This is a genomic window from Trichocoleus sp. FACHB-591 (genome assembly GCF_014695845.1).
GTDB lineage: Bacteria > Cyanobacteriota > Cyanobacteriia > FACHB-46 > FACHB-46 > Trichocoleus.
In genome coordinates this window covers 52435-75712 of the sequence record NZ_JACJPA010000119.1, presented here as the reverse complement: position 1 = coordinate 75712, position 23278 = coordinate 52435, and the positions used below count along the sequence as shown (strand labels likewise).

Annotated in this window: 19 protein-coding genes; 10 read left to right on the top strand and 9 right to left on the bottom strand. The window is 48.9% G+C overall.

Going from position 1 to position 23278, the window contains the following annotated elements; translation table 11 throughout:
* Positions 1-122 precede the first annotated feature (122 nt).
* The 3 genes from H6F90_RS27285 to H6F90_RS27275 form a co-directional block, all read right to left on the bottom strand.
* Complete coding sequence (locus tag H6F90_RS27285; RefSeq protein WP_190434549.1) at positions 123-1352, bottom strand: type II secretion system F family protein; 1230 nt, start codon at positions 1350-1352, stop codon at positions 123-125.
* Between the two features lie 246 nt (positions 1353-1598).
* Positions 1599-2711, bottom strand: a complete 1113-nt coding sequence (locus H6F90_RS27280) for a type IV pilus twitching motility protein PilT (protein ID WP_190434546.1) — start codon at positions 2709-2711, stop codon at positions 1599-1601.
* 85 nt (positions 2712-2796) lie between these two features.
* Positions 2797-4797 (bottom strand): GspE/PulE family protein, encoded by a 2001-nt coding sequence (locus H6F90_RS27275; RefSeq protein WP_190434544.1) that lies wholly within the window; start codon positions 4795-4797, stop codon positions 2797-2799.
* Between the two features lie 723 nt (positions 4798-5520).
* Here H6F90_RS27275 and grpE point away from each other — a divergent pair.
* The 5 genes from grpE (at position 5521) to rsgA (ending at position 11018) form a co-directional block, all read left to right on the top strand.
* A complete protein-coding gene (gene grpE / locus H6F90_RS27270; RefSeq protein ID WP_190555153.1) occupies positions 5521-6273 on the top strand; it encodes a nucleotide exchange factor GrpE in 753 nt (250 codons plus the stop codon).
* Between the two features lie 185 nt (positions 6274-6458).
* Positions 6459-8417, top strand: coding sequence for a molecular chaperone DnaK (gene dnaK / locus H6F90_RS27265; RefSeq protein WP_190555152.1), 1959 nt, complete (start codon positions 6459-6461; stop codon positions 8415-8417).
* Between the two features lie 89 nt (positions 8418-8506).
* Positions 8507-9634: a molecular chaperone DnaJ gene (dnaJ, locus tag H6F90_RS27260; RefSeq protein WP_190434536.1), complete on the top strand. Its 1128-nt coding sequence runs from the start codon at positions 8507-8509 to the stop codon at positions 9632-9634.
* The gene (locus tag H6F90_RS27255) at positions 9631-9900 is read left to right on the top strand and encodes a sulfurtransferase TusA family protein (RefSeq protein WP_190555151.1); all 270 of its coding nucleotides are present in this window, start codon (positions 9631-9633) and stop codon (positions 9898-9900) included. The genes dnaJ and H6F90_RS27255 overlap by 4 nt, the downstream gene beginning before the upstream one ends.
* A complete protein-coding gene (gene rsgA / locus H6F90_RS27250) occupies positions 9897-11018 on the top strand; it encodes a small ribosomal subunit biogenesis GTPase RsgA (RefSeq protein WP_190555150.1) in 1122 nt (373 codons plus the stop codon). Before H6F90_RS27255 ends, rsgA begins: the two co-directional genes overlap by 4 nt.
* 22 nt (positions 11019-11040) lie before the next feature.
* Here the strand turns inward: rsgA and H6F90_RS27245 are convergent, their stop codons facing one another.
* From H6F90_RS27245 to hisF, 5 genes are all read right to left on the bottom strand, one after another.
* Positions 11041-12270 carry a DUF445 domain-containing protein gene (locus H6F90_RS27245; RefSeq protein WP_190434527.1) on the bottom strand — a complete coding sequence of 410 codons (1230 nt, stop codon included), beginning with the start codon at positions 12268-12270 and terminating at the stop codon, positions 11041-11043.
* A 5-nt stretch (positions 12271-12275) separates the two neighbouring features.
* The gene (gene ubiE / locus H6F90_RS27240; RefSeq protein WP_190555149.1) at positions 12276-13058 is read right to left on the bottom strand and encodes a bifunctional demethylmenaquinone methyltransferase/2-methoxy-6-polyprenyl-1,4-benzoquinol methylase UbiE; all 783 of its coding nucleotides are present in this window, start codon (positions 13056-13058) and stop codon (positions 12276-12278) included.
* Positions 13059-13266: 208 nt separating this feature from the next.
* Positions 13267-14238, bottom strand: coding sequence for a response regulator (locus H6F90_RS27235; protein ID WP_190555148.1), 972 nt, complete (start codon positions 14236-14238; stop codon positions 13267-13269).
* A gap of 496 nt (positions 14239-14734) precedes the next feature.
* Positions 14735-15082: a hypothetical protein gene (locus tag H6F90_RS30925; protein WP_242024650.1), complete on the bottom strand. Its 348-nt coding sequence runs from the start codon at positions 15080-15082 to the stop codon at positions 14735-14737.
* A 160-nt stretch (positions 15083-15242) separates the two neighbouring features.
* On the bottom strand, positions 15243-16013 hold the full coding sequence (gene hisF, locus H6F90_RS27225) for an imidazole glycerol phosphate synthase subunit HisF (RefSeq protein ID WP_190434515.1): 771 nt from the start codon (positions 16011-16013) through the stop codon (positions 15243-15245).
* 197 nt (positions 16014-16210) lie between these two features.
* Here hisF and H6F90_RS27220 point away from each other — a divergent pair, with 197 nt between their 5' ends.
* From H6F90_RS27220 to psb35, 5 genes are all read left to right on the top strand, one after another.
* A complete protein-coding gene (locus tag H6F90_RS27220) occupies positions 16211-16405 on the top strand; it encodes a DUF2862 domain-containing protein (RefSeq protein ID WP_190555147.1) in 195 nt (64 codons plus the stop codon).
* A 157-nt stretch (positions 16406-16562) separates the two neighbouring features.
* Complete coding sequence (locus tag H6F90_RS27215; RefSeq protein WP_190555146.1) at positions 16563-17675, top strand: ArsA family ATPase; 1113 nt, start codon at positions 16563-16565, stop codon at positions 17673-17675.
* A 57-nt stretch (positions 17676-17732) separates the two neighbouring features.
* The gene (gene chlG / locus H6F90_RS27210) at positions 17733-18824 is read left to right on the top strand and encodes a chlorophyll synthase ChlG (protein ID WP_190555145.1); all 1092 of its coding nucleotides are present in this window, start codon (positions 17733-17735) and stop codon (positions 18822-18824) included.
* A 165-nt stretch (positions 18825-18989) separates the two neighbouring features.
* Positions 18990-21407 (top strand): PBP1A family penicillin-binding protein, encoded by a 2418-nt coding sequence (locus H6F90_RS27205; RefSeq protein WP_190555144.1) that lies wholly within the window; start codon positions 18990-18992, stop codon positions 21405-21407.
* 118 nt (positions 21408-21525) lie between these two features.
* Complete coding sequence (psb35, locus tag H6F90_RS27200; RefSeq protein ID WP_190555143.1) at positions 21526-21756, top strand: photosystem II assembly protein Psb35; 231 nt, start codon at positions 21526-21528, stop codon at positions 21754-21756.
* Between the two features lie 159 nt (positions 21757-21915).
* On the opposite strand, the gene H6F90_RS27195 is transcribed toward psb35, so the two are convergent.
* Entirely contained in the window at positions 21916-23274 is a 1359-nt protein-coding gene (locus tag H6F90_RS27195; protein WP_190555142.1) for a 16S rRNA (cytosine(967)-C(5))-methyltransferase, read from the bottom strand.
* Positions 23275-23278: the final 4 nt, after the last annotated feature.

Genomic DNA, 23278 nt, shown 5'->3' with positions numbered 1-23278 from the left:
CAACGCTAGTGAGAACTTGTACTAGCTGAACCATCCTTAACTCAGACTCTCCTACCTACAAAGAAACCCCCTACTAAAGAGCAGAGGGTTTAGAGAAACTGAAAGTCAAAGCCTTTTAATGTTTAGCCAATGCTTTCGAAAACCTTGAACATAGGCAGATACATGGAAAGCAGAATTGAACCCACCATGCCTCCTAAAAACATGATCATAATCGGTTCCATAATGCTAGTTAGAGCTTTTACTGCCTGCTCCACCTCATCCTCATAAAAATCGGCGACTTTCATCAGCATTTTGTCAACTTCCCCAGTTTCTTCCCCAATGCTAATCATCTGAATAGCCATGATTGGGAAGACTTGTTCTCTCTGGAGAGCAATGCTAATCATGCCGCCTGTCTGAATTTCTCTTCGGGCTTCATCAATCGCATTAGAAACGACTTGGTTACCCGCCGTATCTCTCACAATCTCTAGAGCTGTAAGGATGGGCACTCCAGAACGGGTTAAGGCTCCAAAAGTACGGCAAAAACGAGCAGTTGCGGTCTTCTGAATCAAGTCACCAAACAAAGGTGCTTTCAGGGACAAGCGATCGATAGTTTCGCGACCTGCCCGTGTTTTGTAGTACTGCTTATAGGCAAAACTAAGGCCAAAGAGAATCAGAATTAGGCCTACAACGTACTGGGGAGTTCTTAGGAATTTACTAATAGCGAGCATAGCTTGGGTAAAAGCTGGCAGCTCTGTTCCTAATTCCTCAAAGATAGAAGCAAAGGTTGGTAAGAGGAAAACGGTCATACCAATAAAAATAACCGTTGCCAAAACACCGACGGTTACAGGATAAGCCATTGCTGACTTAATCTGGTTTTGCAACCGAGCAATATCTTCTAAAAGTTTAGCTAGACGATTTAGTACCTCGTCGAGTACACCGCCTACCTCACCTGCTTGCACCATGCTGACGTACAACATATCAAAGCACTGGGGATGCTTGCGCATTGCATCCGATAGGTTAGTACCTTGCTGTACGTCTCCATTAATTTCTAGAAGTGATGCTTTGAGTTTAGGATTTGTGCATTGCTCAGATAGCACACCTAAACTACGAACCATTGCTACCCCAGCATTCACAAGCGCAGCAAACTGTCGGGAGAAAACGGCCTTATCTTTGACTGAAACGCTCGTGAAAGCAAGCTGAAACTTTTGAAGGTCAATCTTACTAAGGTCAAGGCTCTTGTCCTCCTTAAGGTCTTGGACCACAAAGCCTTGTTCTCTTAACGTAGAACGAGCTTCACCCGGAGAATTTGCAGTGATTTTTTGTTTCTTGGCATTTCCTCTGGCATCACGTGCACTGGCAATGTAAGTAGGCATAGTGCAAATCTGGCTGAAAGTGGTTAAATTGGCTCAAAATTGGTTTAGGGGAGCAGCGAAGCCTAACTTAGTATCCGCTGTCAAAAACAGCGATGCTACTTCTCCCCAGATATTTATTAACTTATCTGACCTGTAAAAATTACTCGAGACATGGCTAAATGGTAACGGTTTCTAGTTTCTGCTAATCAGCATGACTGATTCAATAAGTCATTATTAGTCAGAAACTAGAACTTGCTTACAACTTAACTAGTGTCTAGCGGCTGTACCTGCCTGGGCCGCAGCAGGTGCTCCACCAATCATCCGCTGCATCTCGTCAGGTCGTGAAGTCTTCGAGATGGCAGCCTCGAAAGAAATACTTCCAGCTTTATAGAGATCGGACAAAACTTTTTCCAAGGTTTGCATCCCTAATTTACCGCCTGTTTGAATCGCAGAATAGATTTGGGATGTTTTTCCTTCTCGAATCAAGTTAGCAATAGCTGGGGTGACAACCATGATTTCCTGAGCCATGATTCGACCGTATTCACCCGGCTTGACGTTCTTTTTGGGAACGAGAGTCTGACTGAAGACGGCAACTAAGGAGTTGGATAATTGTACTCGTACTTGCATTTGCTGCTCCGGGGGAAACACGTCTACCATCCGGTCAACGGTTTGTGAAGCAGAACTGGTATGCAATGTACCAAATACTAAGTGGCCTGTTTCAGCGGCTGAGATGGCAAGCTGAATCGTTTCCAAGTCCCGCATTTCACCTACAAGGATGACGTCTGGGTCTTCCCGTAAAGCCGCTCTTAGCGCATTCGCGAAACTCTTGGTGTCTTCACCGACTTGGCGCTGGTGAATCACGCTCTTAACTGATTCATAGACAAATTCAATTGGGTCCTCAACCGTGAGAATATGCTCTGCGCGAGTCATATTGATGTTGTTGATCATGGAAGCCAAGGTGGTTGACTTACCCGATCCGGTTGGGCCAGTAACGAGCACCAAGCCTCTAGGCTTTTCTGACATTTCTCGGACAATGTCTGGCAACCCTAAGAGGTCCATGCTAGGAATTTTGGAACTTAAAGCTCTTAAACAAGCGGCGTAGGTTCCTCTGTCCTTATAAACGTTGACTCGGAAACGAGCCAATCCTTTAACACCATAGGAGCAATCTAGCTCCCAGTTCTGCTCCAAATTCTTCCGCTGGGTGTTGTTTAACATGCTGAAGATGAGTCTCTGGCAGCTCTCAGACGTCAGGACTTCGTGCTCTGTGGGAGTTAAGTGACCGCTGACGCGAATGTAGGGGGGCAGTCCAGAAGAAAGGTGCAGGTCTGAACCACCCCGCTCAATCACTTCTTCCATCAGGTCTTCAATCATTAATTCCATAGATTTCTCTCACAAATTTCAAGGTAGATGGGTAAGATTCGCCTATAGCTGGGGGCGATCGCAAAAGTAGTTAACTCAGTTTTCGTCAATCTTGGAAACGAGGAGTAGTGCAGTAAGGGCAGTCTATCCATTCTGGTTTAGCCTCAGCTCCGCAAACCCGACAAGTTAGGGAACTCTTGCGCTTAGCTTTAAGCTCAGCTTCCAAGCCTGTGTCAGTAAAGGTTACCCGTTCCACTTCTTCTAATGTCGTAGCACCTCGACGCACTAAGTTAAGACTGTAGGCGAGTAAGGTCTGCATGCCTTCTTCAACGGCAACCTCTTTGATCCGCTCCGTAGGTGCACCCTGGGCAATCAGAACTTGCAGTTGCTCCGTGATTCGCATCACCTCATAAACACCATTACGCCCTTTATAGCCAACGCCATTACAAACAGAGCAAAGCTGATTTTGCGCTCTAGCTTCCTGAATTTGCTCTGGCTGTAGTGTGTTCGCTTTATAGAAAGTGACTCCAGCGTCGTGAGTGCTAGACATCCCAAACTTGGCTAGTTCGTTAGGGTCAGGGTTATAAGGAATCCGACATTCGGGGCATACCCGTCGCATCAGACGTTGAGCCACAACTCCGAGCAGGGCACCGGAAACCATGAATGGTTCTACGCCCATTTCATCTAGACGGGCGATCGCGCCAGCAGCGTCATTGGTATGAAGGGTGGTTAATACCAAGTGCCCAGTCAAGGCTGCCTCAATCGCCGTTTTCGCGGTTTCCTTGTCCCGGGTTTCACCCACCAGAATCACATCTGGGTCTTGTCGCAGGAACGCCCGCAGAATGGCTGCAAAGTCCATACCCTTTTCACGAATGACCTGGACTTGATTGATACCCGGTAAAGAGTACTCAATCGGGTCTTCTGCCGTACTGATATTGACGCCTGGATCGTTACGTTCTGCTAAAGCTGAGTACAAAGTAGTGGTTTTACCAGAACCAGTCGGCCCCGTCACTAGAATTAGGCCGAAGGGACGTTTAACCATCTCTTGGACAATCTGCAAGGAGTCTGGATCAGAGATCAACTTATCTAGGCCCAGTTGAGTCGCTGAGTTATCAAGGATTCGTAAAACTACCTTCTCGCCATAACGGCTAGGCAGGGTGTTGACCCGGAAGTCAATTTTGCGGTCCTGAAAAACCCGCCGAATCCGACCGTCTTGGGGAGCTCTACGCTCAGCAATGTCTAGTTCAGAAATAATCTTGAAGCGAGCTGTGACGGCTGGAATGATTTTTTTGGGTAGTGGATCAAATGCCTGACGTAGCACCCCATCCTTGCGGAAACGAATTCTTAAGTATTCCTCTTGGGGTTCAATGTGGATGTCAGAGACTCCGTCTTGCAACGCTTTGATGAGGATTTTGTTGACCAAGCTAATGACTGGAGCGTCGGATGCTCCTTTGGCGACATCATCTAGATTGGCTTCCATATCTTCAGGGGCATCCTGAAGATCCAAGTTTTCTAAGCCTTCCAAGTCAGATTGAACATCAACAGACTTTTGAATTTCGATTTGCTTAGTTTTCTCAACTTGCTCATCTAAATATTTAGAAATCAGCTGGTTATAGTCTTCCAGCGTGATCACCATCCGAGACAAAGCTAAGCCTTGAGCCCGCAGAATGCGATTGAGGTCATCCTGAGCGTCTAAGTTGTCAGGATCAACCATTGCGACCAAGACACCAGGGGGAGAGTCATGCCTAGAGAGCGGTACTAATCGGTAGCGACGGCAAATGTCAATGGGGATCAGAGTATCAATTAAATGCCCTACCTGACTTGCAGTAATGTCACTGACTTCAGGGTCAAGGGACTCAACCCCATAGAGAATCTTCAGTTCAAAAAGCTGCTGCTTCTTGTATTGCCGCAGCAGGTCGGGAGTAAGTTGACGCCCGGTAATAGTCTCTAGAACTTCTGTAATCGGTCTGCCAGATTTACGACTCTCAATCAGAGCCTGCTGCATCTGTTCGTGGTTGACATACCCAGACTGAATGAGCTTATTCCCAAAGGGAGAGAAGTCATTCTTAACGATAAGGGCGCGCCGCTGTGATGAAGAGTTAGTCATAGCTGATGAAGAAGATCTCCTTTTTAAGTGTTCCCACAAGTCCTGGGCAGAATTACGAGTAGCAATATGATGTTTGGTAAATCTATGATCCCAACTCTCTATTCTTTGGATTCTTGAATACTTCTAGCCTTGACAAGCTGGGAGGTTTAAAGGTCACGCCTAGAGACTGCTCTATCATCTTGGTCCTTTAAACTCAAAGGGCTATGACGGAGAGTGTGAGTTGGGAAGGCAAAAATTAAATTGGCTTTAGGTATTTTTGCTATTGAGCTAACTAGCAGTTGCCAAAGCGTAGGCTATCTACCTTTGGTTTGATGTTTAGACTATAACGAAGTTCTCAAGATCATAGCCCTTGGGCTAAAAATTAGTAGGATTTTGCAACACACTTTGGTGGTATTGCACTTATAAATAACTCATTGCCCAATTTGTGAATTTTCTAACTCAACTATTTTAGTGAGACAGATAAGCGTCTTATTGCAAAGACTCAATTTACAGATTAGGCATTCCTGGAGCTGCGATCGCAATTGCCAAGTCAGTCAGGGCACTTACTGACCCAGTCGTTACAATTAGGAATGGTATGTCGTGGAAGTTTACGGCTGCTAGCTCGTGGTTGGCCAGTTGAGAGTTAGTCAACTCTTGGCGATAGAGTTTCCTTTAAGGCATTTTAGGGAATGCCAAGAGCGGGGTTGTCAAGGTAGCATTCTCTTAATGTAGGATTAGTGCACAATGATGGGTGAAGAAAATCAGCTAGAGAACCTTCAAGATCTGACAGTTGATTCTTCTGGGTCTCCTGAAGAAATAGCCGACCAAACCATGTCAACAGAAGCAGATTTAAATTCCGAAGAATTCAACTTGGCCTCCCAGGCCAATGATGATAGTCCTACAGCAGAAAGCTCTGAGAATGGAACTTTCACTTTGGAGCCTGATAATGCTGCAAGTGAATCTGAGTATCAGGCAGCTCTAGAAGAGTTATCTCAAGAAGTGGAGTCTCTCAGGACTCAGGTAGACGACCGGACTAATCAATATGTCAGGATCGCCGCAGACTTTGATAACTTCCGCAGACGGGCTCAGAAAGAAAAAGAAGAGCTAGAAGAAAAAATTAAGTGCTCCACCATTACCGAGTTGTTGCCTGTCGTAGACAACTTTGAGCGGGCTCGCTCCCACATCAAGCCGCAAAATGACGGCGAGATGAACATTCATAAGAGCTATCAGAGTGTCTATAAGCAGCTAGTAGACTGCCTGAAGCGAGTTGGCGTTTCGCCTATGCGATCTGAAGGTAAAGACTTCGATCCAAACCTGCATGAAGCAGTGATGCGAGAAGCCACAGATGAGCATCCAGAAGGCACCGTTGTAGAGGAGTTAGTCCGAGGCTATATGCTTGGCGATCGCGTCTTGCGCCACGCAATGGTGAAAGTTGCTGCTGCTCCGGACCCCGTGGTAACCTCTGAGGAGAGTGACCGAGGTCATGGAGACAGCTGATAGGCTTTGATTTGACAGGAATCCTTGTGAGCTTCAGATGCAGTTACGGGTAGTCTAGCTTCTGAGTGCTTAAGGGTTGAATTAGTTACGGAATCTCAAAGCATGGTTCCTTGCTTTGAGATTAGGGTTCCACAAACGCTCAAGCTCTGTCCACTTCTGTTGTCCTACATTAACCGCCGCTAGCTATGGGAAAGGTCATTGGTATCGACTTAGGCACGACGAATAGTTGTGTTGCTGTCTTAGAAGGCGGGCAACCGAACGTTATCTCGAACTCTGAGGGTGGGCGGACAACTCCGAGTATTGTGGGATTTGGTAAGGCTGGCGATCGCTTAGTTGGGCAACTGGCTAAGCGTCAAGGCGTAACCAACGCTGAGAATACAATCTTCAGTATCAAACGATTTATCGGTCGCCGCTGGGAAGATACCGAAGCTGAGCGCGGTCGGGTTCCGTATGGATGCATTAAAGGTCGAGACGAAACCGTTGATGTGCAAGTGCGCGGACGGACCTATACTCCGCAAGAGATTTCAGCCATGATCTTGCAAAAGCTCAAGCAGGATGCTGAAAACTATTTGGGTGAGCCTGTTACCCAAGCTGTGATTACAGTTCCTGCCTACTTTACAGATGCTCAGCGGCAAGCAACTAAGGATGCAGGAACCATTGCTGGCTTGGAAGTCCTGCGCATTATTAATGAGCCGACTGCTGCTGCCCTTTCTTATGGCTTAGACAAACAAGATCAAGACCAGCGAGTTTTGGTTTTTGACTTAGGCGGTGGCACCTTTGACGTTTCCGTCTTGCAGTTAGGCGATGGAGTATTTGAAGTAAAAGCCACAGCAGGCAACAATCACCTCGGCGGCGATGACTTTGACAACTGCATTGTTCGCTGGATGATTGATTGCTTCCGCGATCAAGAAGGCATCGACCTCTCAATGGATAAGATGGCACTTCAACGTCTGCGGGAAGCGGCGGAAAAGGCCAAAATTGAGTTGTCTAGTACAGTGACAACTTCCATCAACCTGCCCTTTATTACTGCCGATGAGACTGGACCCAAGCATTTGGAGATGGATCTCAGTAGAGCTAAGTTTGAGGAATTGGTAGGCCATTTAGTCCAGGGCACCATTGACCCGGTTAGTCAGGCCCTAAAAGATGGTGATCTAAAAACTGATGATATCGATCGCATCATTTTAGTTGGCGGTTCGACTCGAATTCCGGCAGTACAAGACGCAATTCGGAAGTTCTTCGGCGGTAAGGCTCCCGATCGCTCTGTGAATCCTGATGAAGCAGTGGCTTTAGGTGCTGCAATTCAAGGTGGAGTGCTCGGTGGCGAAGTCAAAGACTTACTGCTCCTAGACGTGACTCCTCTATCTCTAGGCATTGAGACGCTAGGAGAAGTCTTTACCAAGGTGATTGAACGGAATACAACCATTCCAACCAGTAGGACTCAAGTTTTCTCGACCGCAACAGATGGTCAAACCTCGGTAGAGATTCATGCGCTTCAAGGGGAGCGGGCGATGGCTAGAGACAACAAAAGCCTAGGAAAATTTCAGCTAACTGGGATTCCTCCAGCCCCTCGTGGTGTCCCTCAAATTGAAGTAGCTTTTGATATTGATGCGAACGGTATCTTAAAGATCTCCGCCCGTGACAAAGGTACAGGACGCGAACAAAGCATCCAGATTACCAACACAGGGGGTTTGAGCGACAGCGAAATTGAGCGGATGCGGCAAGAAGCTTCTCTCTTTGCTGACGAGGACACCAGACGCAAGCAGGTGGTCGAACTGAAGAACCAGGCAGACAGTTTGTTCTACAGCTACGAGTCTACAATTAGAGACAATGGTGCTTTAATTGGGGACGCTCTCAAGGCTCAAGCTAACGAAAAAGCGACAGAGTTACAAGCAGCTCTCGGCGATCGCTCCATTAGTATTGAAGAAATGAAGCAGCGGCTCGATACGTTCCAGCAAACCTTGTTTGCAATTGGAGCAGCCGTTTATCAACAAGCAGCAGATTCCAGTGACGATCAAGATTACTCTTTCACTGACGGTGACCCCACGTTTGATGGCAGTGGTAACTCTAAAGTTTCTCAAGATGAAGACGAAGATGTGAATTTTGATGATGATACAGTAGCCGCTGACTACGAAGCCATCGACTAGCCCCGGTGGTAATGCTCTACTCTATTGAATGGTTCGTTCCGCTCTTTTAGTCATTCTCTTATCCTCAATCACCCCCAGAACAGCATTCTATGGCCCGCGATTACTATGAAATACTTGGTGTCTCTAGAGACGCTGACAAGGAGGAAATTAAGCGTGCCTATCGTCGTTTAGCACGGAAGTACCATCCTGATGTCAATAAAGAGGATGGAGCTGAGGAGCGCTTCAAAGAGATTAATCGGGCTTACGAAGTTCTTTCCGAGCCAGAAACTCGTTCTCGCTATGATCGTTTTGGTGAAGCAGGCGTAGGCTCCGCAGCGGGAGCTGGCTTCCAAGATATGAGCGATATGGGGGGCTTTGCGGACATCTTTGAAAGCTTCTTTAGCGGCTTTTCTGGGGGGATGGGCTCAACTGGGCGGAGACGTGGCGGTCCAGCGCGAGGAGATGACCTTCGTTTAGACCTGAAGCTAGACTTTCGTGATGCGGTTTTTGGTGGCGAAAAAGAAATCCGGATTAGTCACTTAGAAACTTGTGCAACTTGCAGCGGCTCTGGTGCTAAACCGGGAACTAGACCGCGTACCTGTTCTACTTGCACGGGTTCTGGCCAAGTGCGTCGCGCGACTCGCACTCCCTTCGGTAGCTTTACTCAGGTCTCAGTCTGTCCGACCTGTAATGGTTCTGGGCAGATGATTGAGGATAAATGTGAGGTTTGCAGTGGTAACGGCCAAAAGCAGGAAACCAAGAAGCTGAAGATTACAGTTCCTGCTGGGGTTGATAACGGCACTCGGTTGCGAGTTTCCAGTGAAGGCGATGCTGGACAACGGGGTGGCCCACCTGGCGACCTTTATGTTTACCTCTTCATCAACGAAGACCCAGAATTTCAGCGAGATGGCATTAATGTCCTTTCGGAAATAAAAATTAGTTACCTTCAAGCGATTCTAGGGTGTCGCTTAGAGGTGAATACAGTAGATGGTCCAGCTGAACTCCTGATTCCCCCAGGGACACAGCCGAGCACTGTATTAACGCTGGAAAATCGAGGCGTGCCTCGCCTGGGTAATCCTGTCAGTCGGGGGGATCACTTAATTACGATTTTAATTGATATTCCAAATCGCATTACGGCTGAGGAGCGAGAGTTACTCGAGAAGCTAGCCAAAATCAAAGGCGATCGCACGGGTAAAGGTGGATTAGAAGGATTTCTGGGAGGGCTGTTTCGGGGATGAGCAACGCTGAATCATTGACGAACTCTGGTAGCCCAGATGCTCAAATTGATCTGCGTGGCACTCCCTGTCCGCTCAACTTTGTGCGAGCCAAGCTCCGTCTAGAACAAATGGCTCCTGGTTCACTGCTAGAGGTCTGGCTTGATCCAGGAGAACCGATTGAGCAAGTGCCTGATAGTCTAGCAATGGAAGGCTACGGCATTGAACTAGTGGAAGATCGGAGTGAATTCTTTGCTTTAAGGGTTCGACGGCCAACTGTTTCTACATGAATGTTGCTGGAGTAGAACTCAATGCTGCCGAAGCTGCACCCCAGCTTCTCGGAACGGTTGTGGCTGTTCAAGCAAATTATTATCAGGTGCGATTAGACACTGCTCACTTGTTGTCTGCCGAGCCAGAGACATTAGAAGTGACAGAGTTGTTATGTACCCGTCGCGCTCGGCTGAAGAAGATTGGTCAGCAGGTGATGGTGGGCGATCGCGTACAGATTGAGGAACCCGACTGGGCCGGTGGCCGAGGCGCGATCGCCCAGGTTTTGACGCGCACATCTGAGCTAAGTCGTCCCCCCATTTCTAATGTGGATCAAATTCTGTTGGTGTTTGCTTTAGCAGAACCGACGCTAGACCCACACCAACTGAGTCGATTTTTAGTCAAAGCGGAATCGACTGGGATAGACGTAGTGTTGTGTTTGAACAAGCGAGATTTGCTGACACCAGCCGAACAGGAGCAATGGTGCGATCGCCTCAACCAATGGGGCTATACACCAATTCTGATTAGCGTGTATCAAGAGGATGGTCTAACGGACTTACAACAGCGCCTAAGCCAAAAAATCACGGTAGTGGCGGGGCCTTCTGGCGTTGGCAAGTCGAGTTTGATTAACCATTTGATTCCAACGTTGGACTTACGGGTCGGTCGCGTTTCCGGCAAGTTGGGGCGGGGTCGCCACACCACTCGGCATGTGGAATTGTTCGAGCTACCTACAGGAGGGCTGCTAGCTGATACGCCTGGGTTTAACCAGCCGGAAGTGGATAGTGCGCCAGAAGATTTAGCTTACTGTTTCCCAGAAGCACGACAGCGCTTGGCAAGTGCCAACTGTCAATTCAGTGATTGCTTGCACCGTGATGAACCGAACTGCGCGGTTCGGGGTGACTGGGAACGCTACGAAGATTATCTAAATTCGCTGGATGAAGCAGTCGCTCGGTATACCGCGATCGCCCGCCTCAAAGACGCAGAATCAACCACTAAAGTGAAAAGTGGAGAAGAAGGGCAAGTTCAATACGAACCTAAACTGGAAACTAAGCGGTATCGTCGCGTGTCTCGTCGGGTACAACAACAGAACCTCAAAGAACTATACAAAGATATGGATAGCGGTTTAGTTGAACCTGACTAACCGTAACTGAATTTCTGCTGAGTCAGCGTAGCAAGAACGAAATGCTCTGAAAAGAGCCGATGACAAAACCCAGAATGCCACCTAAATTGACGATCGCTTGTAACTCGCTACGGACGATGCCTTGAATTGCCCCTTCTAAATCAGCCGCAGAAGTGGCTTTGACTCGATCAATAATCACCTGATCGATGTCTAAAATCGGAATTGCTTGCGCCACAATAGATTCTAAATCTCGCTCTAAATATCGTTCTAGAACCAAAGCGAGTTCCTGACTCACTGTTTCTAGGGAAGCATTAACCACAGCAGAATTGCGTAAGCGGCTGAGCACAATCGTCGCGATGTTTTCCCAGTCGATGGATTTGCTCAAGCCCTGCAAAACCTCAGCTCCCCGATTCTGCACATAAAGCCGCACGCTGTCACGCATGGTTTTGCGTAGCTGCCGAACGGTAGAGACGGGCAAATTCTGTAAAGACAGATTTTGCAACCACTCCCGCAAGCGCTGTTTTACGGCTAAAGACAAAATCAGCTCGGCGATACGAGTGTTGCTAGCTTCCCGTTCATCCAGGCAGAAAGTGCGTAGACGGGTCAAAGAGTTACGCAGTCCGAAGAGATTGGCAACGACCCAATAAGTACCACTTGCTTTTTCCCGAAAGCCCTCATCAATAATTTGAATGTTACGATCGGTCAAAAAATCGATTAGGGCCTGACGAACCACATCCGGTGGTAGCACGACTTGTAGAAGCCAGTCTGACAATTTGCTCGCTTGGTCTTCTGTCAGTTGAAACTCCAACAAAACCTGATCAAAAATCTGGTTCAACTGAGTTTCTAAAAAATCTTCTCGCCGCGCTAAAACTTTGAGCAAGCGAGGCATCGACTGACCCAACAAATCTCGTAGAATGCCACCTAAAATTTTGGCGGTTTTTTGCTCTTTATCTGCTTGAACTTGATCCAGTCCTAACTGTAGCAACCACAGAATGGCTCCTTGAACTCGCTCTGTCTTCAGCAGGCGACGAGCTAGATTTTGCAATTCCTCTGGAGTCAACAAAGACCCCATGATGGTGTCTGCAATTCGTTTCGCCAAACGTTCCTGATTTTTGGGAATCAAGCCAGGCGTAAATGGCAGCTGCTTCTTGCCCAGATAATAGGGTCGATAGGGGCGAAACAGCATCTTGATGGCAATATCATTGGTGAAGTAGCCAATGATGCCACCGACGACAGGAGGACCAGCGAAAAGCCAGAGGTTAGACAGCTCCAAGGTACTTAGTCAGATCCTTTTGTCACAACTAATACTCCCATCGTACCCCCGGCGATTGGGTAGTGTGTGGCTTCAGAGAAACCAGCCTGACGAGCTAGATACATCTGCTCAGAGCCGATAGGGAACTTTTCTAGACTAGGACTGAGGTAAGCATATTCTTCGCGCAGGCCAAATTGTTCTGCCAGGGGCACCACAATGGTATTCAGATACCAAGCTTGAAACGCTTGAAAATCTTGATTAGCAGGACGATGAAAGTCGAGAAGCGCTGCTTTGGCCCTTGGTTTTAAGACACGATGTAATTCTTTTAAGCTACGGGGAATATCGGTCACGTTGCGCAACCCGTAACCCATTGTCGCTGCATCGAATTGAGCATCTGAGAAAGGAAGATTTAGTGCGTCCGCCTCAACCCAATCGATGATGGCAGGACAAGAGCTAGCTTCTAGCCTTTGCTGAGCGATCGCTAACTGGGCTTTAGAAAAGTCTGCGCCAACCACTCGACCCGTTGGGCCAACTTGCCGAGCTAAGCGCTGGGCTAAATCACCGCTGCCACAGCACAGATCTAAGCAAGTGTCTCCTGGTTGGCAATTGCTCCATTTGACCGCCATTTGTTTCCAAATTCGATGCTGCCCCAAGCTCAACCAATCATTAAGTTGATCATAGATGGGAGCAATCCGGTCAAATAAAGCTTGAATCGGAGCGGCTTGAGCCGCATTCTGTAGCTCTACAGTTTGTTGAGAACTAAGGCTGTTTTCTACTAAAGAAGTTTTGCGATCGCAATCGGGTGTCATTACCAAACTTATAAAACCGCATCAAAATTAGGCCAGTTACACTAGCCTACTACTCTACCTTGGCATTGAAGACAAGCTTGGTAACTAAACATGCCGATGGGTATCCATGATTTGGAAGGTTTTAGGAAGTTTGGTGAGCGCGATCGCACCCACCCCTCGATCACCCAAACTATGGAAATGCATTTTTGGCCCAAATTAAACCCTAACCCTAGACCACGGGACGATAGTAGCGAGTGCAGGTTAAAGCCAGTGCCACTTGCTGAGCCGATAAGTGAATCAAGGTCAACTCGTCCTCCCGCAACTTGCAAGGCTTTTTCCATTGCAGCGAGAGTACTGCCAAGACTTCACCACGATAGGTAATAGGGACAATAAGATGCGCTTGCACTCCAGAAGTTTGATAGTGACCGACGCTAGCCAAAGCATCATCTGTGGGGATGTTGACCGCAACTTGCATTTGCTGATTGGCGATCGCTGCTTTCGCTAGCGGATCTTGACCTAACCAGTTTTCTAGACCGTCGGCTGTACTGTAAGTGCCCTGACCTGCCACTAAAGCGTTACCTTCTACCAATTGCAGAATGCAGCCATGCGCCAGGAAGTTTCTGCCAAAGGCGATCGCAATCGGTTCTAAGCAATCCTCTAATCTGGAGGAGCTTTGGGCAACATGGACAATGGCGGAGAGTAAATTTGTCTGGGCCTGGGCTCGTCGTAGCTCCTCAGTCCGCTGCTTCAGCAGTTCGTAAGTTTCTGCGGCTCGTTGCACTACAGCCTTGAGTTCGTTAGGGTCCCAGGGCTTAGTGATGTACTTGTATACCTGTCCAGAGTTGATAGCCTCTACTAGGTCCTCAACATCTGTAAAACCTGTCAGGATGATCCGCATGGTATTAGGAAATTGCGGGACGGTTTTACTGAGAAACTCCGTTCCCTTCATTTCTGGCATGCGTTGATCTGAAATAATCACCGCTACTTCACCTTCGGTGGCGAGCACGTCCAACGCCATGACGCCGCTCTCAGCTCGTAGGACTTGAAAATCGCGCCGAAAGGTACGGTAGAGCAAATCCAGATTATCTGGTTCATCATCTACCACGAGCATTTTGGGCTTTTGAGGTTTTTCTAGGCTCATTAACTGACGACTAATATTATCAAGTTCGGGGATCGCAAGTTCTGGGATGGCGTTGTCCATACGGGTGTTAATAGATTTCTGCGGAAGATCTGGGTGAGCAACTCATCCACTTTATTCAAAGTTCCCAAAGACACTCGTGAGACTACAAATAAAGTCGTAAATGATAAATGCCAATGTTATTTGACTATCAACTTAACTTCAGTTGTTTAGATTGGCCTCACGGCAGGTCAAAGGTTGGATAGATTGGACCCTAGATCGAACCAGATGCTATGTCTAATGCTAAGTCTATAAATGAAGAGGTGAAGCACTAAGCTAAGCCCTTCTAGTGTGGCCTCTAGTTCCGTATTTCTAACCTGATGCAGAGAAATTTCTAGTAAAGTTTAACTGCTTTCCTAGCCCAGGAAATTTGTATAATTTTGACTTTAAGTTTCGAATCTTATCGAGTTTTAAGCTTTCACCTGCTATCTCAGGATTGCTCAGAGCTGCGTGATCCCTAGCAACCCCAAGCATTTTATGAATTTCCTGTCGAAAGAACGAGACACCAATATTCTTGTTGTTAGGGATTGACAGTAGCGAAGGTTTGAGGAGCACGCTTCTGTAAGGTTTCTCGATGCAGCGGTAGGCTGATTTGGGTCATTTCTTCGGCTTGAATTTCCCAAATCGGCAGTTCGGAAAAAGTGTAGGTTACATAAGGACGCTGGGCGAGCTGGCTCACGTAACCCATGTAGTCGCCCATCATCAGATAAACTCCCATGATTGCAGCGGCGGCTGTCGCAACTAAGCACCCTGCCAGCATCAAAGAAAATTCTTGATGCTCAATGGCTTCTTGCATCAAGCGTAAGGCCCAGGTCACGAGGGCAATAACGACCATCAAAATAGCGAGAACGATCAAAGGAGTAAACATTGGTTGTTTACGAAAGGCAATCTTTACGGATTGTAACAGAAATTAAGATAGCCTAACCGTTAAGCGCCGTCCGGGATCTAGACCGCTGTCTGTGATTTCAGTGAATTGCCTTTGTTATCAGTTTGTTGTCAGCAGAGGCTGAGAGTAAAACTAGCCAAAGTTACAGCAACCTTACGGGCACCTGATGGTCAGCAAGGTGATGTTTAATCTGGCTTACCGTTAACTGACCGTAGTGCAGCAGAGAAGCCAGCAGAGCTGCTTCGGCCTTGCCTTCAGTTAAAACCGTATGGATGTGCTCACAGTTTCCGGCACCGCCAGAGGCAATGACCGGAATCTGCACTTGCTCAGCGATGGTGCGGGTCAGCTCTACGTCGTAGCCTGCTTGGGTGCCATCCGCGTCCATGCTGGTAATCAGCAGTTCACCCGCTCCTCGTTGCTCGACTTCTTTGGCCCAGGCGATCGCATCGAGCCCTGTATTTTCTCGCCCACCCCGCACAAACACATCCCAACCAGGATTGCTGGGATCTGGTCGCCGCCGAGCGTCAATGGCAATGACAATGCACTGTCTACCAAAGCGATCGCTGGCTCGATTGATTAAATCTGGGTCGCGTACCGCCGCAGAGTTCAAACTGATTTTGTCAGCTCCCGCTCTTAACAAATTTTTAATTGTTTCTAAGTTTTGGATGCCTCCACCCACCGTCAAAGGAATGAACACTTGTTCTGCGGTACGGTGAACGACATCAAAAATGATGCCTCGGTCTTCGTGGGTTGCCGTGATATCCAAAAAGACCAGCTCATCAGCCCCAGCTGCGTTATAGGCTTGCGCCAACTCCACCGGATCGCCAGCGTCACGCAGATCTACGAAATTGACTCCTTTCACCACTCGTCCTGCTTTTACATCTAAGCAGGGCAAAATCCGCTTCGCTAACATCGCAGTTTCCTTGCACAGTATCAATATGGTGCCAGCAATGGCGGTTGATTGTGTAACCTCTACCAGCCCATTTGACTTTACCGCAGGAGCAGAGGCCAGGGTTTTCGAGGGAACTAAATTTCTTGCCGCTAGGGATGCTGTTGCAACAGCAAGACGCTGATAGACTGTGAAATGGTTTGTAACAATTGAGTTCAACAATGAAAGTCGGTCAAAAAGTACAACTTCGCCGTTTGAGAGATCGGGTTCCGCCTGCTGTTATTAGTAAATTGGGCCAAACTGGCACCATTCGTGATTTCAGGATGGTGGATAGCAGCAGTGTGGGTGTGCTCGTAGAGTTTGATGATAAATTTGCGACTTGGTTTTTTGAGGATGAAATAGAAGTAAGCCAATAGGACGGTTGCTGAAGTGAGCCAGTCTTGAAGCGCTCCGTTCTTACAGTGGTTGACGCTGAACCTACCGCTAAGCTGAGGACAGCCTTCAGTGCAGCCATTTAGCATAGAAGTCCTAGGCAGCAAATGAGTTGCGCGCTGTTGTTATAGGAAGCTTTTAATGTCCTTAATTTTGACGTTTTTGGGAAAAGGTGGCACAGGTCGGACAACGGTTGCGATCGCCACTGCCAAACGCTATGCCAGTGAAGGTAAGCGAGTTCTGCTTGTCGGTCAAGCGCCAGACCCAAACTTGGGTGGGTTATTGGGAACTGCTTTGACGGCTGACCCTCAGGAAATTGCCTCTAACTTGCAGGCTGTGCAATTGCAAAGCGCTGCTTTGCTGGAACGCAGTTGGGAAGAAGTGAAGAAACTGGAAGCCCAGTATTTGCGGACTCCCATCTTAAAGGCTGTGTTTGGCCAAGAGTTGGGGGTGCTACCCGGTATGGATAGTGCTTTGGCTCTCAATGCTTTGCGCGAGTACGATGCCAGCGGTCAGTATGATGTCATTGTCTATGATGGTTCTGGCGACCAAAGTACGCTGCGGATGCTGGGTATGCCCGAAGTATTGAGTTGGTATGTGCGCCGCTTTCGCAAGGTGTTTACCGATTCCGATTTAGGTAGAACTATTTTAGAATCTCCCTTTATTCAGCCTCTGGTTGGCACCGTGCTAAACGTCAGTTGGTCGCCAGATAATTGGGCTCAGCCGACGAACCAGGTGAGCAATATATTAGACGACGGGAGAGCCGCTGTTACCAATCCTCATCGTGTGGCAGCCTACCTAGTTACCACCGCTGACCCAGCAGCGATCGCAACGGCTCGTTACCTGTGGGGCAGTGCTCAGCAGATTGGTCTCACCGTAGGCGGGGTGATTCTGAACCAAGCAATGGTGAGTCAGGCTGTGGCTCAAACTGTCACCACTGAGTTTGATCCGCTAAAAATTAATGCTTTTCCGGTGCGAACAGGAGATGATTGGCAGCCTTTAGTCGATGCGTTGCCTGACTTCAGCCAAGCCGATCAAGCACCTAGAGCGATCGCAGTCAATGTGGCCGAGCGCAAAGTCGCTCTGTTCCTCCCAGGCTTTGACAAAAAGCAAGTTAAGCTGTCTCAAAACGGCCCTGAAATTACGATTGAAGCAGGGGACCAACGGCGTAACATTTCCTTGCCACCGGAATTAAGCGGTAAACCCGTGACGGGTGCCAAATTCCAAGATGGTTACTTAATCATCTCGTTTTAATCTATAAGATCTGTTGAGCACTAATTGCCTGGACTAGGCATGGAATCTAGAAACCCTATGTCTGACCCGACTCCCTTAACTCCAGACTCCAACGTTTCTCCAGCAGTTGAGGTGGCACAAGGCCAAAATACTGCCGCAGATCTAGAGGTGCAAGCCAATACCGCTGCACCTCTGAGCACAACTGCTCCAGAAGCTACTAATCGGAGTGCCAAAGCTCGGCAACTCCTAGGTATGAAAGGAGCGGAAGCAGGAGAAACCTCGATTTGGAAGATCCGCCTGCAACTGATGAAGCCGATTACCTGGATTCCTCTAATCTGGGGAGTCGTTTGTGGTGCAGCTTCTGGCGGACGCTTCAGTTGGAGTCTAGAGAATGTCTTGATCTCAGCCGCTTGTATGTTGATGTCGGGACCCATGCTGACGGGCTACACCCAAACCATCAACGATTTTTATGATCGAGATCTGGATGCGATCAACGAACCCTACCGCCCCATTCCTTCGGGAGCCATTTCTCTACCTCAAGTCAAGGTCCAAATTTGGGCCTTGCTGCTGGGTGGGATTGGTATTGCCTACGCCCTAGATCAATGGGCAGGGCATACATTTCCCACGCTGACGGCTTTGGCGGCAGGGGGTTCGTTGGTGTCTTATATCTACTCGGCTCCACCGCTGAAGCTGAAGCAGAATGGCTGGTTGGGTAACTACGCGCTTGGGGCTAGCTATATTGCTTTGCCTTGGTGGGCAGGACATGCGCTGTTTGGGGATCTCAATCCTACAATTGTCGTTTTAACGTTGTTCTATAGCTTTGCGGGCTTAGGCATTGCGATCGTGAACGACTTCAAGAGTGTGGAGGGCGATCGCCAGCTAGGTTTAAAGTCGCTACCAGTCATGTTTGGTGTCACCACTGCTGCTTGGATCTGCGTCCTGATGATTGATGTGTTTCAAACCGGGGTCGCGGCTTATCTGGTCAGTATTCACCAGAATTTGTATGCAGTCATTTTGTTACTGCTCGTAATTCCCCAAATCACCTTCCAGGATATGTACTTCCTGCGTGATCCTCTCAAGAATGACGTGAAGTACCAAGCGAGCGCCCAACCGTTTTTAGTGTTGGGCATGCTAGTCGCGGCTCTAGCGCTAGGCCATGCGGGTGTTTAAGCCGGTTTTAGCTAATTTTTTTGCCTAAAAAGGTTATGAACACTTGACTTTTAGACTGAGGTTACGATAGGACGATTTCGATCATTGGGGTGCATATTGGGATACCAAGCCCTAAAATTAAGAGCGAAGAGCAGCTTGGTGTGTGGTGGCGAGTGAGGAGCTACAGTGGCAAAGTTTATCTCAAGGCTCAGGGGTTTTTCGGCCAAGTTCAATAATGCTGAGTCAGCAGAACCTGGACCAATCGCCTCCAATGATCAATCGCAACCTAAGAAGCGGCGCAAGAAAGTGCCCAAATCACCAGGGAAGCGGCTAAAGTCGAACGTTAAGCAATTATCGACTCAAGCCGTTACTCGCGTTGAAAGATCACGACTCGCTCCCATTCTGCGACCATTCCGAGGCCCAAAACCGCTTCACCAGAATCGCTTATTTTGGTTGGGGCTTGGTTTGACTAGTGGTATCTGTGCCTTGGGAATTGGTTGGTGGTCTCTGGAGAGCACTCTACCGGATACCGGAAGTATTTTTACCTTTGTCCGAGACGGCACGCTCACGATTAAAGCCGCTGACGGAACTATCCTACAGCAGTCGGGGCCTGCTACAAGAGAAAAGTTAACCATCCGTCAATTTCCCAAAAACACGGTCGAAGCTTTTATTGCAGCGGAAGATCGTCGTTTCTATAAGCACAAGGGCGTAGATTACCAAGGGATTGTCCGTGCAGCCCTCTCCAATGTTGTCTCAGGGGATTTGGTGCAAGGCGGCAGCACGATCACGCAACAGGTAGCCCGCATTGTATTTCTGAACCAAGAGCGTAGCATTACGCGCAAATTGAAAGAAGCCATGCTAGCTCGAGAGCTAGAGCGGCAGATGCCGAAAGAGCAAATTCTAGAGCGCTACTTGAATTTGGTTTATTTGGGTTCTGGGGCTTATGGTGTCGCTGATGCGGCTTGGGTTTACTTCAGTAAGCCAGTGGACAAGCTGACTTTGCCAGAAACCGCAATGATTGCTGGGTTGCCTCCTGCTCCTAGTGTTTACTCACCTTTGGTCAATCCTGACTCTGCCGTCAAGCGGCGCAACGTTGTGTTGCAGCGGATGTTTGATACTGGCTACATCAGCAAGGCTGAGATGGAAACGGCGATCGCGGCTCCTCTGCAACTCAAACCCAGCACTCCAAAGCGCTTGGTGATCGAAGCGCCCTATTTTACCTCCTACGTCCAGCAGGAGCTACCCAAGTATGTTTCTCCCGAAGCGCTAGAACTGGGTGGCTTAACGGTTGAAACCACCTTAAATCGCCAGTGGCAGAAGACAGCAGAAAAAGCAATTAAAGATGCAGTAGAGCTAGATGGCTCGGCGGAAGGTTTTAGCCAAGCCGCTTTAGTGTCGCTCGACCCCCGCAACGGTGAGGTAAAGGCGTTGGTAGGAGGTAATGGTTATGGCAAGAGCCAGTTTAACCGAGCGACCCAAGCCCAGCGGCAACCGGGTTCTACCTTCAAAACCTTGGTTTACACGAGCGCGATCGCGGCTGGGTTCTCGCCCACCGATGGCTATCTAGATGCTCAGTACACGGTTGATGGTTACAAGCCCCAGAACTACGGTAAGACCTATCGGGGATGGGTCTCGATGCGAGACGCCTTAACCTATTCTGTTAACGTGGTTGCGGTTAAGGTCTTGATTGATGTCGGGTTCGATCCGGTGGTCAAGATGGCGAAAGACATGGGCATTCGGTCTAAGTTAATGCCGACTTATTCCCTAGCCTTAGGCGCGTCGGAAGTTAACTTGTTAGAGCTGACTAGTGCTTATGGGACATTAGCCGCTCAAGGGAATGCAGTTACACCTCACGGCATTACTCGGATTCTCAATCGACAGGGACAAGTTCTTTACAGCGCCGACTTTAAACCCAAACGAGTGGTTGATAAAGGTACTGCCTCCATCCTCACTTGGATGCTAGAGGGTGTGGTGCAGTCTGGCACAGGTCGGCCAGCGCAGGTAGGGCGGCCTGTTGCTGGAAAAACAGGCACTTCTGAGGAAGCTCGTGACTTGTGGTTTATCGGCTATATTCCTCAGGTTGTGACTGGGGTGTGGTTGGGCAACGACAACAACGACCCTACTTGGGGGACGAGTGGTACGGCTGCTCACACTTGGCGTGAATTCATGACTAAAGTTGTGCAAGGCATGCCAGTCCAGAAGTTTCCTGAGCTACCAAGTTTTGAGGGGCGCAAAGGCAGCATCAAAGCTAAGCCTGTCACGCCTAAACGTGAGCTTTCAGGCAGTACTGCGCCTGAAACTGGGGCTGCGAATAGCGAGAGCTCTGGTGGTGGATACGATTCTGGAAGTAGCTACGATTCCGGTGGTGGCTATGATTCTGGCGGCGGCTATGACTCCGGCGGCTATGAAGATGCCGCTCCCAGTGAACCTGCACCTGAACCTGCAGCAGAAGAAGCGCCACCCAGCGACTATGCACCCGTAGAGGAAGCGCCTGCGGAAGAAGCTCCCGTAGAGGAAGCGCCTGCGGAAGAAGCTCCCGTAGAGGAAGCCCCTGCGGAACCTGAACCACCTGCTGATTCTGAGCCTGCGCCACCCGCATTCTGAAGAACTGTCTTAGGAAGGGGGATCGAATCCAACTCTGGGGAGAGCCAGCCTCTGAGCAAGCTCTGCTACTGTTGTTGTACTGTAAATTAGTATTTCAAGTCGTAGAGAGGTTATTAAGATGTCTTTATTAATTGCGGCAGCGGCAACAGCAGAAGTTGCTACAAATACTCCTCATTTCCCTATCTCTGCCACCCTGGTTTATATCGTTGGGTTTATTGCAGCTGCATCAATTGGTTCGGTCGCTTGGTACAACTCTAAGCGTCCTGTAGGTTGGGAAGATAAGGATCGCCCTGACATTGTGCCTGAAGTTGAGAAAGAAGAAACTCCTGGCATTGGTCAGCCTCGCTAAGCTTTTTATAAAATTGATTGAAGTGGTCTCTGTGTGGGAACTCCAGTGCGTTAGCTGGAGTTATTTTTTGTCGTCTAACCACTGAGCATAAAGCTTGCGAATTGCTCTCTTCACTCGCAACATTGCCATCCTTAAAGATGAGAGCCGCGATCGCTTGAGCTAACTGGTGGCAGCCTGGCGAACTGCACGCTTAAGGCGAACCATGAAGAAGCCATCCATCTGTTGACGATGGGGCCAAACTTTCACCCAGCCTTGAGGGGTGGCAAAGGCCGCAGCCGGGGAGTTGGGTGCGGGTGGCTCGATCTGCCAATCGGGATGCTGAGCGAGAAAAGCCTCAATGACTTGCTCATTTTCTTGAGGATGCAGCGTACAGGTAGCGTAAACCAGCACGCCATCGTGTTTGAGCCAAGTGGCGGCTGCGACTAAGAGTTCCTGTTGCAGCGTTGCCAACTCTTGCACACGATCGGGAGTTTGTCGCCAGCGAGCATCGGCGTGACGGTTGAGTGTACCAAGGCCAGAACAAGGCGCATCGAGGAGAACGCGATCGCCCTTGCCGACAAATTGCGGTTGGTTGCGGCTGTCTCCAATGCTAGTCTTGGTGGAGTCGATGCCCAATCGTTCGGCGTTTTCCTTGAGTTTTTTCAGGCGAGATGCAGTGCGATCGCAAGCCCAAATCGTCCCTTGATCTTGCATGAGTTCTGCGAGATGCAAAGCTTTACCACCCGGAGCCGCACAAGCATCAATCACAAAGTCACCAGGTTGCGGATCAACCAGATAGCTGACCAACTGAGCGCTAGCATCTTGCACCATCCACCAGCCTGCCTGAAACCCTGGCAATTTCTGAATTGCACCCGCAGGCTCCAGTAACCGCAAGGCTTGGGGCAAATGGGGCAAACGTTGCACTGCTACTCCTGCGGCTTGCATCGCTGTCTCCACTTCGTCGAGGGAAGTGCGGAGAGGATTGATTCGCAGGTCAATGTGCGGTGGGCGATTCATCCACTCGCACAATTGCTTGGTTTCGGCTAAATCTAATTGGTCGAGCCAAACTCGAATGATCCAGTCAGGATAACTGTGCAGCGTTCCTAATCGTTGCACTGGATCGGACGGAAGTTGCAAGGGATCGCCAGCCGTCTCCACCAAGCGGATGTATTGGCGCATGAAGCCGTTGACAAACCCAGTCAACCCTGAAAAGCCATTTTGTTTGGCTAGCTCAACGGTGGTATTGACGGCGGCTGAAGCAGGGATTTGATTCAAGTAGCGCAGTTGGTACAAGCCCAAGTGCAGAATAGTTCGCAGATCAGGGGGTTGTTGATGAGCTTTCTTTTTGCCCAACTGATCGATCAGCGCATCTAAAGTGCGTTGCCGTCTGACGCTGCCATACACTAGCTCAGTCACCAGCCGTCGATCTTGGCTACTGAGTTCAGCATCTTGCAGGACGCGATCGAGCGCCACATCCGCAAAGGCATCTCGTTGGATCGATCGTAGGGCGAGAAAGGCAAGTTGGCGAGGGTTGGGCACGGGC

Bases quoted from the DNA above. Each gene is read 5' to 3' on its own strand.
- H6F90_RS27220 (WP_190555147.1), top strand. From the start codon at position 16,211: ATGAAAGTCGGTCAAAAAGTACAACTTCGCCGTTTGAGAGATCGGGTT.
- grpE (WP_190555153.1), top strand. From the start codon at position 5,521: ATGATGGGTGAAGAAAATCAGCTAGAGAACCTTCAAGATCTGACAGTT.
- H6F90_RS27215 (WP_190555146.1), top strand. From the start codon at position 16,563: ATGTCCTTAATTTTGACGTTTTTGGGAAAAGGTGGCACAGGTCGGACA.
- psb35 (WP_190555143.1), top strand. From the start codon at position 21,526: ATGTCTTTATTAATTGCGGCAGCGGCAACAGCAGAAGTTGCTACAAAT.
- H6F90_RS27255 (WP_190555151.1), top strand. From the start codon at position 9,631: ATGAGCAACGCTGAATCATTGACGAACTCTGGTAGCCCAGATGCTCAA.
- H6F90_RS27280 (WP_190434546.1), bottom strand. From the start codon at position 2,711: ATGGAATTAATGATTGAAGACCTGATGGAAGAAGTGATTGAGCGGGGT.
- H6F90_RS30925 (WP_242024650.1), bottom strand. From the start codon at position 15,082: ATGTTTACTCCTTTGATCGTTCTCGCTATTTTGATGGTCGTTATTGCC.
- chlG (WP_190555145.1), top strand. From the start codon at position 17,733: ATGTCTGACCCGACTCCCTTAACTCCAGACTCCAACGTTTCTCCAGCA.
- dnaK (WP_190555152.1), top strand. From the start codon at position 6,459: ATGGGAAAGGTCATTGGTATCGACTTAGGCACGACGAATAGTTGTGTT.
- ubiE (WP_190555149.1), bottom strand. From the start codon at position 13,058: ATGACACCCGATTGCGATCGCAAAACTTCTTTAGTAGAAAACAGCCTT.
- H6F90_RS27235 (WP_190555148.1), bottom strand. From the start codon at position 14,238: ATGGACAACGCCATCCCAGAACTTGCGATCCCCGAACTTGATAATATT.
- H6F90_RS27275 (WP_190434544.1), bottom strand. From the start codon at position 4,797: ATGACTAACTCTTCATCACAGCGGCGCGCCCTTATCGTTAAGAATGAC.
- H6F90_RS27285 (WP_190434549.1), bottom strand. From the start codon at position 1,352: ATGCCTACTTACATTGCCAGTGCACGTGATGCCAGAGGAAATGCCAAG.
- rsgA (WP_190555150.1), top strand. From the start codon at position 9,897: ATGAATGTTGCTGGAGTAGAACTCAATGCTGCCGAAGCTGCACCCCAG.
- dnaJ (WP_190434536.1), top strand. From the start codon at position 8,507: ATGGCCCGCGATTACTATGAAATACTTGGTGTCTCTAGAGACGCTGAC.
- hisF (WP_190434515.1), bottom strand. From the start codon at position 16,013: ATGTTAGCGAAGCGGATTTTGCCCTGCTTAGATGTAAAAGCAGGACGA.